Here is a 12,956-nt window from a genome sequence, read left to right as displayed (position 1 = left end):
TTCCTTAGCCCCGAAGCACGATTTCTTGATAGATGGTTACGACAAACGATATGATCTGCTGCACAAGACTGAAGAAAAGCAGGCACAGAAAAGCCATAAAAGCCATGGCTACGAGGGTAAGCAGCATCGTAAGCACCGTCTTAGCCGGTGTGTACTGATGAACGGTCATGTTGCCTACGAATAACAGATACACCGTCCAAGCCACAGCAAGTGCATTGGAGAAATAATAAAAGGCTGTCTCCTGCGCGGAAATGACGAGACTCAGCCAGATCCACGGGAAATGAATCAGGAGCAGCGGCACCAGTGCAAAACACGTCGACATGAAAATCTCCGAAAACTTGCCTTCCCCGTCCATCAGGGTCGTTAACGACCAGTTGGCGACACACCAGAACAGTACCGGGATCATGACATACAACACTTCAAGCAGGCTGTTCAGATACTTGGGATTGTTAAAATTAATGAGAAATCCGCTGTACTGGGCATGCAAAATCTTGGTAACTGTCAGCAGCAGCATGATCATACAGGCAATCAGCAATGTCGTTCGTTGATTACGTTCATATTTCAGTTCCCAGTACCCATCGAACGGGTGAAAGATGAGGTGCATCGGATACTTGTAAAGCTGCTTACTTGGCGCTTGCATTTGTTGTCCTCCTTTTCTGCCTGCGAACGATGACGACGGTAACAAACGCAGCAACAGCAAGGAATAGACCGGACATCATCCACGAAAAATGCTCACGCATCAGCTCCTTGCGGAACAAGAGAAAAGCTTTGGAGTAACCCTGCCGCTCCATGCTCCGTTTGAAATATTGCGCAGATTCGGCGTAATCCTTCTGGCGAAGCAGCGACTTGCCAATACCCGCATAGGCATACTCCAGATTCGCATTCATCTCGGCGGCCTTGGCGAACAGCACCGAGGATTGATCTTCATCCCCGTTGTAATAACTGCGCACCGCTTCGTGCAGCGTACGCCCGTATTCCGTGATCTCGAATACCGTAATCTCACCGAGCGCCTTATCCAGCACAAGTATTCGGTCTCCTGCACGTTCCAGTGCAACTGGTGTGTTAAACTGTCCCAACCGATTGCCTATCCCCCCAAAAATATGGAGCAGGTATCCATCACCGTTATAGGTGAATATTCTCCCTCTGTTGGAGTCAAGCACCGAATACATGTCACTGTCTCCCACGTCTACATCAATCAGGCGCGATGGCCCTGCTTCATTCGTGTACATCAGATCACCTTGTGGGTAATGATAGCCTTGTCTGCGCAAGATATCGGTCCCCTGGGCATTCAGCTTCTTGATTGGATCTTTGCCGCGGTCACCGCTTGTGGCATAGATGAATCCCTCTTCATCCATATCCAGGTTGGTGAATTCCGTCGGCGTGAACATGACCATCTGACTGCGCTGCTCGCGCGTGGCAAACCGTTTCCACAAATACTCTACCGGGTCAACTTGAACCCTGTTCGCTCCGATAAAGGAGGAAAATGTACCGTCGGCACTGAACTCCATGAATCCGTCAAATACACCCGCTGCCATGACGTAAATGCGCTCTCCTTTATCCATGACAACCCGAACGGGTTTGAATTGAAAATCCGCTTGTAACAGATCCGATTTCGGCTCTTCCACAACCTTGACCAATTGGCCTTGTTCATTCAGATGAACGACCCGTTGATTGTCGGTATCCGCAATGAGAAGATCCCCTTTTTCACTCACATACAGCCCTTGCGGATTATTGAATTGCTCCTTCTTTCCCTCACGTTCAAAGGAATCAATCGTCCGGACCAGCTTCAAATTACGATCCATTTCCACAATGCGACCATTGCCGGAATCCAGTACGAACACTCGCTGATCCGCGGTGACATGCATGTCACTTGGTTCTTTGAATGCCCCAGCGTTCACTTTTTTTCCCGTAATGATGGACGTGGCCTCGTATGCTGCAGGAGCCGGAACGGAATCGCCCCAGTAGGAATATTGGTAAGCATCCTGCTTGCCATCTGCACTCGCGGGTACTGCTTCTTGGCTGAACCACAGGAGGCAGACCATGCCCATGATGATCCAGCCCTGCTTGTTCCATGTGCTTTTCCGCACCTCGCTGCCTCCTTTCTACTCTTTCATGCCCGAAGTAGCCATCGTCTGCATGACGCTGCTCTGGGAGATGATGAACAGGGTAATCGGTACGATCATTAGCATCAGTGCTACCGCTGCACCAACTCCCGCTCTCGCTATTCCTCCCTGAACAATCTGGCTGAGCGCGTAATGCAATGTTTTAAGATTTTCACTGTAAATAAAACTTCCACCGTCTGTTCCCCAGAGGGCCGGAAACTGCAAAATCATCAGAGTAAGCCAAGCCGGCTTCACATTAGGCATCACAATACTCCAGAAAATACGGTATTCATTCGCGCCATCAATCTTCGCTGCCTCCAGCAGTGCATCCGGGATCTGTTCCATGAACTGTTTCATCAGGAACAGTCCTAAGGAGAACGCTAGGGATGGCACGATAATCGAAGCATGACTGTTAATCCAGCCGAGCCAGGACATCACCATGTAGTTCGGGATGGCAGTGACATGCGGCGAAAACATGAGGGACAGAATGACAATCGTGAACAATACCTTAGAACCGGGAAAACGATATTTCGCCAGTGGATAAGCCGCCGCAGAGGCCAGAAGGATATGTCCTGCCGTCCCCAGGATCGTAATGAGCAATGTATTGGCAATATAGCGGGATAGCGGTACCCACGAATTGCCCATCAAATTGATCAGATCCGCGAAATTCTCCGTTGTTGGATTGTTCACCCAAAAGCGCGGTGGAAAAATAAACAATTCATCCAGTGGCTTAAATGCGTTGTTAACAGCATAGATGAGAGGTAACACCATAAATGATCCAAACACGGCCAGCAGGGCAAACAGCATCAGGCTGACGGTAAATGACCGATTCAGTCTTTTGGGCATGCCGAACACGGCACGTACTTTGCTGGTCATTGTCATTCACCTATCTTTCTCAGCATTTTTTGCGTCAAGACGTTAGTACCAAGCATCAGTGCAAACAGCACCGTTGCAATGGCCGAGGCATATCCCATCTCGAAGCGAATGGTGCCAAAGTCCATCAAATGGGTAACGACCGTATGCGCTGCATAGTTAACACTTGGGAAACCGGCCAGGGCAATCGAAATTTCAGCTACAGCAAATGAAGCCGTAATCTGCATGACCGCGCCAAACATGAGTTGGGGTCTCATCGATGGCAGGGTAATATACCAGAGCTCCTGCCAGCGATTTTTGATCCCATCCACTGTACCGGCTTCCACCAGGGAGCGGTCAATCGTCTGCAGACCTGCGATAAAAGCCAGGAAGCTGGTTCCAAGACTGAGCCATAGCTGAACGATAATGACGATGGCCAGCACGTATCTCTCATCTGCGAGCCATTGGATGGGTTCCAGGGTGACACCCAGACGCATCAGGAAGCCATTCATGTACCCGTAGCTGTCACCGGAGAAGATGATCAGCCAGATGAAAAACACGTTACCGGATATGGATGGAGCGTAGAATACCAGCGTCATGACCGCCCGGATTTTAGGCGACAGTTCATTGATGATCCAGGCAAACAAAAAGCAGGCAATATAACTGACTGGGCCGGTGATAACGGCAAACAGCAGCGTATTTTTCAGAGCAATTAAAAAGACATCGTCCCCCAGGAACAGGCGTGAATAGTTTTGCCAGCCGATAAAACGCGGCAGCTCCAGCATATTAAAATGGAAAAAGCTGAGCCCAAGCGAAATGCCGACCGGTATGACAGTGAACATGAAAAAGATCAACATAAACGGTGCCATCAATACGTAATAGTGTCTGCTGAGATACAGATCCCTCTTCAAAAGGGACCACCTGCCCGCTGGACGCGTATGGATGGCAGGAGCGGCTGCTGTCTTGGTTGTTTTGGCTTGCAACCGTTACCCTCCCTTCCTTCTACTTCAGATTGAATTCCTTGCGCTTTAACTCGATTTCATCATCGATATACAGGACATAGTCCGACAGGGCCTCACGCGGGTTTTCGTTGGCGTTAACCACCTTACGGAATGCATTGTCCAGATGCCTGCCTGTGAAATAACCTCCCGGAAGCTGCGGGATACCTTGTACCCATTTCCATTGTTTCTCCAGATTTTGATAATCCTTCACGGGCCAAGGCAGCTGCTGCAATGCCTTAATATTCGCCGTCGGGTAGCGGGCAGCCGCTCCCATCAGGCCTTCCATTTCTCTTCCGTATTCGATCTGGGTCTGCTCATCGGTCCACCATTTCATGAACTTCCATGCAGCTTCCTTGTTGCCTGCATTTTCAAGCATCATCACGGCGCTGGTCGCACTGGCTACCTCATGCCGTATAGAACCGTCCGGAAGCTCAGTACCCTGAACAATGGTAAAATCCCAGAGGTTGCGAATTTCCGGTGCCATAACCGTCAGCATGTTGTACGTCGTATAATCGGCGATGCCAATCGGCATTTCCCCAGTACGGAATCGGTTTGGAAAGTCTGCCTTGAGCGGAAATTTGTAATTGGTATAGAACTGGGTCCAGCGTTTAAAAGCATCCATTGAAATCTCCGAATCCAGTGCACTCTTCTTCTGATCTTCCGTATAGAAGGTGCCATCATTTTGATACAACAGCATGGCAAAAGTAGAGTTCGGTACAAGGTTTGCATTGTTCAACGTATCCTCGATGGGCAGATAGAACTCCATGTTGTGTTTCTGCAGCACCGCGATAGCGTTATAGACGTCCTGCCATGTCTTCGGCGGTTCAAGGCCCAGCTCATTCAGGATATCTTTACGGTAAAAAAGCATCGGGAAGTGCTGCTGCTCCGGCAGCGCGTAGACCCCGTCATTGTAACGGTAAGGCGTCAGTCCGCTTTCACGGAACCGTCCGGAAACTTCTTCGAAGTCCGGGAACTTGCTCAGATCCGCTGCCGCATTTCTCATCGCATAGTTCACGGGTATGTCCTCACCCATCTGCATGGCCACGTCCGGTCCTTCCCCCGAAAGCGTTGCAGGCAGCAGAATGTTGGGCGGAACAAGACGCAATTGTACCGAGACATCGGTATCCGGGGTAAACGAATCATCGATCAGACCCTTAAGCACCTGGGCTTGGTCCCGTCCAGTTGTAATCCAGACGGTAATCGCGTCTTTCTTTTGCTCCACGTTGCCGATACTGTCGTAATCTTCCGTATAGGAAGCCACATAGGCACCCAGTTCATGCTTTACTTGCTGGATGGCAGAAGAATTTGTATCCGGCAAAGACCCACCTGGCTGGGATACGACAAGGTAATCCATCGTAATGGGCTGCTCTCGCACGGTCAGAATCCAGGTGCCAAGTCCGCCCACGTTAATCTTGAATGTATCCAATCGTTTCGGTACCGTCTCCGGTCTGGCTACCATATCCCTAAGCTGAACGACCATTGCATTCAGAATCGCGACTTTATCGCTCTGCTCACCCGTGGCCTGCTCCAGATAGGTTGCTACCGAGCTAAGTGTATCCGCCTGTCGTTCAAACACCTCGGTCATCTCCGGAATACGCCGTTCGAGCTGATAGTCCCGCAGCGGATCAGGCTGGTTCGAAGTGATCATTAATATTTTGCGGTACATCTCGTTCAGTTCCAGCACGCTGGACTCCACCGTACGGAGCAGCGGGGCAATATCACCCAGTGTGACCGTCATCCGAATACGGTGTTTCCCTTTTTCAAGATGGAACTGATAGGGCTGTTCTTCTCCGGCTCCGAGGACTTGCGTTTGCCAGGAAGGACTGTAATTAAAACGAATGCGTTTCATTTCCTTGAACGGTACCTTGCCGTCAATGGTCAGACTGCGGGTGGCATAAATGCCGCGCAGTTGGTCCTGCTTCACCTTCAGCGCGAGCTGATATAACCCGTCTTCCGGCACGTCAATCTCCCACTCAATCCATTCACCAGGCAGCTTCCAGTTTATCCCTCCAATGGCATTAATCCGAATCTTCGAAACGTGATATGGCTCCAGTGAAGGACTGGATCGATCCGAGATGGGTGACAGTGTCGGCGAGGACTTGCTCGCTGCCTGCTCTGCCTGAACCTTCAACATGACAGGCTCAGCCGGTTTCAAGCCACGTGTCTCATAACTTGCCTTCAAATCCGCATAGGAAGGGACGTCCTCTTCCTGATACAGTTCGATATAATCAATGGCCATGCTCTCTCTAAGCGAGGTGAGCGTTAAATCCTGTGTACCCTTTTCAAAATAAAATTGGAACGGCTCCTCGAAGTAACCTGCGCTATCCCTGAAGGAAGCGAGCTGCCACTCGGGCTGTTCCACCTGTCTCGGCCTGAGATCGTTGCCACGGTCATCCCGCCTGATGTCTTCTTCCCGATTGCCCCACACCCTGTCGAACAGCAAGACGTCAGCGCCCCTGAATGGAACGTGCCCGTTTAGCTCCAGCCTGCGTTCAATCCCTGAACTCTTGCCTTCAACGGGATAATAGTGGATGCGGACATGGTACAGACCACTCACTTGAACGGGCACATCCCAGCGAATGCTTCCGGTTTCAGGCGTAATGACGGCTTTGCCATCTAATCCCTCATATCCCTGTACAACTTCGAATGCTCCGCCTTCCGCCTGAACATAAGATTCACCTTCAATTCGTATGACGTTGTCCGGCTTGGCGCTGCTGGCATGCATACTCTGATAATGTTCATAGCTGCTTTCATCGTCCGTGTTCGAGACCGCTTCAAAATCTTCGAGCGCATGTACCGTTCCCGTGCTTTGATCACGCGATGGATAGATCGTCCAGATCGAGAACACTAAGGCCAGGACAAGCACCAGAATCAGCCCCATTTTCTTACGTGACCGCATGTTCGAATGTATCCCCTTTCCTGTAAGCGTAGCGACCATAAAACGGTTGACTAACTAACCCGGACAGACCGCACCGATACGGATACGTTCTGCCCGTGTATAGTGTAGGTGCTTATTTATATACCTCATCAATCGCTGCCTGGAAGGGAGCCTTGTATTTCTCAATCAGCGTAGATACGGATACGCCCTCTTTAAGCTCTGCATCAAAGTCCCAGAATGGCAAGGAAGGGAATGTATTATGGTCGAGTACAAGCATGCCCTCTGCAACCTCTCTAGCGTTATTGATGTCTGCCTCATCCGTCAGGTGTGTCTCCAGCGTGGATTGGCCGGGATACTCGTAGATCGAATCAATCTCGTTAATTTTCTCCCAGATGTACATCAGTTGTTCCGGATTCTCCACCGCTTTAGGGATTGTAATTGCCTGGTAGCGTGATTCACCGGAGTGATACGCCGTAGCACTTGGTCCTTTGGGAAAAGGTACAAAGCCGATATCATAATCCTTCATATCCGTCATAATGCCTTCCACCTCGTACATTGCTCCTGCGTACATCAGTGTATTACCTTGACGGAAGAAGGTGGATGGTTCTGTCCAGTCGCCGCCTTCTGAAGCTCTGCCGACTTTCTCGGTTGCCATTTTGGACAGGAAGTTCAGCGCCTCTTTGGTCTTCGGATCTTCCAGGTTCTGCTTATCTTCTTTGGTCAGAGAAGCTTCGTTGGAATACAAAACGGGTTCAAGAAGACCTGTCTGAGCAAGTCCCCACGTATCCAGCTTGCCATCATTGTTTCGATCCTTGTTTGCTTCTTTTGCGACGCTAAGGAATGTATCCCAGTTCCATTCATCGGCATCCACATATTCCTGCAATGGCTTCAAGCCCAGTTCCTGCATAAGGGTCCGATTGTAGAAAATGCCGTTAATAAATGAAGATTGATCTTCGGTAAACCCGTAGCCCTTGCCTTCGTACTGCATGTATTCCTTGGTCGTTTTCTGGTTGAATACCTTGTCGTTTTTGATATAGTCATCCACTGGCCACAACAGATCCTGTTTGGTCAATGCGGGGATGGCGTAATCCTTACCGAGCCTTACAAAGTCCCCAAGCGGTTCACCTGCCATCAGGGAAGCCACCACTTTCTCCTGATACTCACCAAAGTCGATGGAAACATATTCGATGTTAAAGTTGTGTTTTTTCTTCAGTGCTTCTAGATTTTCGAGGCGCTGAATATTGTCCGGGTTATTGTCCTGAATCTCCATATCCCACCAAGCAACCACTTTGATGGTCCGGCCGCCCATATCAAAATCCATCTCCGGCGTGGAGTTTTCATTCTCGGGCTCCGTTTCGGCAGGTTGTTGCTCCTCCTGAGGTGCCGGTTTCTCCGGTTCAGGTTGTGCGGTTGGCGTAGAACTGCATGCAGCAATTAGTAGCATGACCGCGAATACCAGGCTCAGCAGCATAAACTTGTTTTTTCTCATCGTCTTCCCCCCTGATTGTCGTTTGCTCCCACAGTGTATCTCTCGGATGAAAGCGCAAACAACCCGATGAAACTTAGATATTTACCCTGTCAAATTATAGAAATGCAGGATTTGAAAGAGATACGCTGTCTTTTTAATGTGAATTGGTAAAGAAATGCACTGTCTGAAAAAAGTTGCACATTGTATGCGCTTTCTTTTATTCCCATAATAAAAATATGCCTTTATCCAGAGATGAACCGCCCGAACGAAATTCAGGAAGGTGAGGTCATGCTTCTTGTACAATATGCTGCTTGTCGATTACAGTCGCCGTTGGTGCAGAGAACTTCAGCATCTGCTGAACCATAACAAATCGCAGTATGTGATCGGTGAATGTGTCCATTCTGCTCCTGCAGCCCTGACTGCTTTGTCTGAAAGGCAATTTGTCATTGTTGTTGTATTTACGGAGCAGTATGATACGGCTGGGCTGTGGTTATGTCACCACATACGGAAAACCAGTGATATTCCAATCCTTCTACTGGGTGGAAGAGATCACTACCGACTTGTGCGGAAAGCACTGGCTTATCAGGTAAATGACTATTTGTCTGGTCCAGTCCGTCCCTCGGATCTGCTGAACAGTTTACTTGGCATGCAGAGCAGGCTGAGCTCTGAACCAGTCAAACAAAGTATGCCTAGTAAATCCCCTATTCCAATCTACGGAAAAGCAATGAACTCCAGTCATGTCATCCGCCTTGTCAAAGCCTATATCCGGGATCATCTGGGGGATGAAATCACGTTAAGGAAAATTTCCGATATGCTGCATTTCAATTGCGCCTACCTGGGCCAGAAGTTCAAGCTGGAGGAAAATATGTCTTTCACGGATTACTTGCTTCAACAGCGTATGGAGAAAGCCAAGCAGCTTCTATCCTCAACCCGTTTGCGAATATACGAAATAGCTATAGAGGTCGGTTATAAGGATATTGATTGGTTTTACAAAAAGTTCAAATCGTATACCGGTTCAAGTCCCAATGCCTACCGGAGACAGAAAACCCATACGGCATAGGTAGGAATGAATCTGTTTACTATTTGGAACTCTTCCAGTCAAACCAAAAACGCAGGAGCATCTGCTCCTGCGTTTTTATCATATCCGGATCCTTATGACATCTGATGAAGACAGTTAACCTATCGTAAATGTACAAAAGCATACTTGAATCTTGTAACCTGTCCCAGCCATTCATGTCTGTTTCTTACATAGCCACTATCGAACCAGTAAGGATTCGCGATATTCCTGCGGCGTCATACCTGTCAGCTTCTTGAATAGACGAGTAAACGAATGAGCTGCTTCATAACCGACTTGCAGCGCGATCTCCCGTACCATAAGATCCGTATGGGCCAGCAGCTCCTTGGCTCTTCGAATGCGGCAATCGTCAATAAACTCGGACAAGTTGATCCCGGTTTCCTGCTTGAAGAATCGGGAGAGATAGGATGGGTTGAAATGATTCAATTCAGCCAGTCGGACCAAGGATAAATCCTTCTCCAGATTATTTTTGATGTATGTGCATATCGTTTGGGTCACCAAATTAGCCCGTTCCGCTTCATTGGCCTGTTTGAATTGAACCAACTGATCAGCTGCCTGGTACAGGTTGTGTACGGCCTCCCGTATACTTCGATAATCTCCGTGATGAAGAAGGCTTCGCTGATCAGGGATCTCATGCGGAAGCCTCCAACGATTGAATGTGGTGTACAGCATCAGTGCCAAGTGATAGTACGTCTCCATCGCTCGCTCCATAATCATGTCCTGATGCAGCAATTCATTGATCAGCTCTTCAAAGACGTCATAAAAAGACTGGAACCTGCCGGTTTCCAAATAACCGATCATTAGTTCGATTCGGCTTGAAATGCGCAAATAATCCTTGGAAGCTCCCACTGCAGTTTCTTCGGTTTTATCTGTTAACACCATGGATATCCCGTCCCCGATCTTCATCCATTGCAGGAGACGCAAACGTTCGTATTGTCTAGGAATTTGGGACCATGGACAGCCCTGTCCGCTTAATGCAAATGCAATGGATACACCTAATGAGGACTGGCAAGCTTCTTGTACAAGTTCCAATGTCCCTTCGACATAGGTGACAAAATGATCGTCCGAGCTGATGTTCTCTCTATTCGGTTGAATCAGCCAGACCGCATCGCCATAATGATCGGTTACGCTGGCAGATATCGCATGTTCACGAATAAGCGAAGAGCCGATCACTCGAATGGATGCTTGAACATGTTCGAGATCAGCCGGGTTTACAGGCATTGTGTTAAATCGTCCAAGCACCAGGTACACCGGGGAATCGGCTTGCAATTCAATGTTTCTTCGAGTCAGTTCAGCTTGGATCTCATCTGCTGAACCGGCCGGCTTACACTGCTGAAGCAGCTTACGCACATATTCCTCCTGCTGCATAGCGGCTAATCTGGAAGTGATCTCATCAGACTGTTCCAGCACTTCATTCATGGTATGACTTTGCCGAATCTCTTGGATCACCTGTTCGACGACGGACATCACTTTGTCATAGCCCTCCGTTTTGAGTAAATACCTTACGTTGCCCATTTGAAAAGCCTTGTAGGCATAATCAAAATCACTGTGTCCTGTCAAGAATATAACGCGGCATTGTGGCCATCGGGCCTTAATCTCCTCGGTCAGCTCCAGGCCGCTTGTTCCCGGCATGCGGATATCTGTCAGTACAATGTCTATCCTGGAGCGCCGCATCCAAGATAACGCCTCCGCAGCAGAATAGGCTTTGCACACGTCAAGGTTGTCTGGCATATATCTGGCAAACGTCTCATACAGACTATCCGTGATAATCTCCTCATCGTCCACGATCAAAAGTCTATACATTCGTTATTCGTCTCCCCTTCCTTCCGCCTGAATCCGAACAGCGACCCTTAGCCCCTGCAGCTCACTCCTGGAGAGAAAAAGACCGCTTTTTTCCCCATAGGTCAGTCTAAGGCGCCGGTGTATATTCATTAATCCGGTCATTTCATCTGTACTTGTTTCATTCAGCAGCCGCTCCTGGAGGAGCTTAATATCTTCCATGCGCAGCTCGTTTCCGTTGTCTTCCACGACAAATTCGATATAGGATTCCTCCATATAGAAATGTACGCGCAAGAGACCTGTATCTGTATTTTTTTCAAGACTGTGCTCGTAAGCATTCTCAATAATCGGCTGAATAATCAGCCTGGGCACCTGAATCTGTTCCATCTCCAGGGGTACCTGCCCGAAGTCCACCTTGATGCGTCTGGAGAATCGCAGCTGCTGAATTTCCGTATAGATTCTCGAATGCTCCACTTCCTCCTTCAAGGGAACATGATCTGTCCCGTTTCGGGTGATGAAGCGGAAGTACTCGCCAAGCATGTTCGTAAATTGTTCAATGCGATCCGTATCTCCTGTTCTCGCCAGGGAATTTAAAATAAAGAAGCTATTGTACAGAAAATGCGGATTAATCTGGGATTGAAGCTGTCTTAATTCTGCCCGCTGCATCATCATGGTCATTTTGAAATCACGGTCAATCAGCTGCCGAAGATTTTCGATCATAAGATTGAAACGGCTGTACAAAAAACCGAATTCATCTTTTCGATGATGGTTGATTGGAATGTCCAGCACGCCTCCCTCCATTTTCTTGAACCTTTTGACAAGCAGCAGCAGCGGCATATGGATCAGCTTGTAGCTGGAATACAGATACGCTGCAATGGCGATAAATGAAGTGATGGCAAAAATCCAGGCCCATTGAACAAATCTGCTGAGAGGTTTAGTTACGATTTCCTCCGGCAAATAGGTGGCTACGGACAAGCCCAGCGTACTTATATGAAGCTGGTTCACATGATACACGGTATCGTCCACACTCACCTGAAAGTTGGTTTGCGAGTTTGTCAGGCTGGACTTGCGGTGACTGGACAGAATGGCATCACGCCGCTGGTCCGAGATGGCAAGCCCCGTTTTGTCCTCGATCAGCAATGTTGCACTCTCGGGATAAAGATTAAGCTGTGACAATTCATTCTGAACTTCCGCGTTATCCAGTTCCACTTGGACAACAAACAGCGGATCCTCACCTCTTTGGCCTGTTAGTCTAACAGCGCTAAGATTCAAGCTGTCACCTTTCACAGTAAAGCGAATCCCTTTTTCTTCTCGAGTTGAACTAAAGTAGCTAAAGGATTCCTGATCAAAGTCATCAATGCCCTGCACGGCCGATACGCTCTTGTTGACCGAAGGGATATGTACGTAAACGTTCCGGATGTAAGCACTGCTGTTTTTGAAAGCAGCCAATCGTTCCGATAAATAATTCAACGTTTCACGTCGTTCCACTTGATCCATCATGTTCCATAGAATGGCAAGCCGGTTCAGTTTGCGATCTTCCGCGATGTCGAACTGCTGCAGTTCCATCCATTCGATCTCCCTGTTCAGCTCCATGGCAAATTGGTTCAAGCGCCGATCAGTCGACAAGGATATTTCCTGGCTTGCCGTATCGTAACTCCAGTGATATAGATATACCCCAAGAAGAATCAGCGGAATGACAAAAGCCAGGTAAGTCATGATTAGTCTTGCAAATATGCTGTTGAGCCACGACTGGGCAGGGATCCTAAACAACCCTTTCACCTCCTGTAAGCCAAACCACGAA

General features: G+C 48.6%; 9 protein-coding genes. 1 reads left to right on the top strand and 8 read right to left on the bottom strand.

The genetic code is table 11. The features are described from left to right. Positions 1-4: 4 nt before the first annotated feature. The 6 genes from AC3WQ3_RS13980 to AC3WQ3_RS13955 form a co-directional block, all read right to left on the bottom strand. Positions 5-640, bottom strand: a complete 636-nt coding sequence (locus AC3WQ3_RS13980; protein WP_336781859.1) for a Yip1 family protein — start codon at positions 638-640, stop codon at positions 5-7. Next, positions 624-2,087, bottom strand: a complete 1,464-nt coding sequence (locus AC3WQ3_RS13975; protein WP_492472563.1) for a hypothetical protein — start codon at positions 2,085-2,087, stop codon at positions 624-626. Before AC3WQ3_RS13975 ends, AC3WQ3_RS13980 begins: the two co-directional genes overlap by 17 nt. Before the next feature lie 15 nt (positions 2,088-2,102). Further along, on the bottom strand, positions 2,103-2,978 hold the full coding sequence (locus tag AC3WQ3_RS13970; protein WP_492472562.1) for a carbohydrate ABC transporter permease: 876 nt from the start codon (positions 2,976-2,978) through the stop codon (positions 2,103-2,105). Between the two features lie 2 nt (positions 2,979-2,980). Beyond that, on the bottom strand, positions 2,981-3,898 hold the full coding sequence (locus tag AC3WQ3_RS13965) for a carbohydrate ABC transporter permease (protein ID WP_376035425.1): 918 nt from the start codon (positions 3,896-3,898) through the stop codon (positions 2,981-2,983). Between the two features lie 58 nt (positions 3,899-3,956). Next, entirely contained in the window at positions 3,957-6,854 is a 2,898-nt protein-coding gene (locus AC3WQ3_RS13960; RefSeq protein WP_492472561.1) for an extracellular solute-binding protein, read from the bottom strand. Between the two features lie 112 nt (positions 6,855-6,966). After that, the gene (locus AC3WQ3_RS13955; protein ID WP_492472560.1) at positions 6,967-8,322 is read right to left on the bottom strand and encodes an extracellular solute-binding protein; all 1,356 of its coding nucleotides are present in this window, start codon (positions 8,320-8,322) and stop codon (positions 6,967-6,969) included. Positions 8,323-8,605: 283 nt separating this feature from the next. On the opposite strand from AC3WQ3_RS13955, the gene AC3WQ3_RS13950 reads away from it, so the two are divergent. After that, positions 8,606-9,361: a helix-turn-helix domain-containing protein gene (locus AC3WQ3_RS13950; RefSeq protein WP_336782068.1), complete on the top strand. Its 756-nt coding sequence runs from the start codon at positions 8,606-8,608 to the stop codon at positions 9,359-9,361. A 195-nt stretch (positions 9,362-9,556) separates the two neighbouring features. On the opposite strand, the gene AC3WQ3_RS13945 is transcribed toward AC3WQ3_RS13950, so the two are convergent. Continuing rightward, the gene (locus AC3WQ3_RS13945) at positions 9,557-11,179 is read right to left on the bottom strand and encodes a response regulator (protein ID WP_492472559.1); all 1,623 of its coding nucleotides are present in this window, start codon (positions 11,177-11,179) and stop codon (positions 9,557-9,559) included. A gap of 3 nt (positions 11,180-11,182) precedes the next feature. Then, positions 11,183-12,925: a sensor histidine kinase gene (locus AC3WQ3_RS13940; RefSeq protein WP_336781865.1), complete on the bottom strand. Its 1,743-nt coding sequence runs from the start codon at positions 12,923-12,925 to the stop codon at positions 11,183-11,185. Positions 12,926-12,956: the final 31 nt, after the last annotated feature.

This window comes from Paenibacillus sp. FW104-T2 (assembly GCF_058789975.1).
Note: the sequence above shows the minus strand (reverse complement) of the source record. Positions and strands in the feature narration are given on the sequence as shown.

What these genes read in the sequence shown, in the direction of transcription:
- AC3WQ3_RS13980 (WP_336781859.1), bottom strand. Translation starts at nt 640, where the DNA reads ATGCAAGCGCCAAGTAAGCAGCTTTACAAGTATCCGATGCACCTCATC.
- AC3WQ3_RS13955 (WP_492472560.1), bottom strand. Translation starts at nt 8,322, where the DNA reads ATGAGAAAAAACAAGTTTATGCTGCTGAGCCTGGTATTCGCGGTCATG.
- AC3WQ3_RS13970 (WP_492472562.1), bottom strand. Translation starts at nt 2,978, where the DNA reads ATGACCAGCAAAGTACGTGCCGTGTTCGGCATGCCCAAAAGACTGAAT.
- AC3WQ3_RS13945 (WP_492472559.1), bottom strand. Translation starts at nt 11,179, where the DNA reads ATGTATAGACTTTTGATCGTGGACGATGAGGAGATTATCACGGATAGT.
- AC3WQ3_RS13950 (WP_336782068.1), top strand. Translation starts at nt 8,606, where the DNA reads ATGCTGCTTGTCGATTACAGTCGCCGTTGGTGCAGAGAACTTCAGCAT.
- AC3WQ3_RS13960 (WP_492472561.1), bottom strand. Translation starts at nt 6,854, where the DNA reads ATGCGGTCACGTAAGAAAATGGGGCTGATTCTGGTGCTTGTCCTGGCC.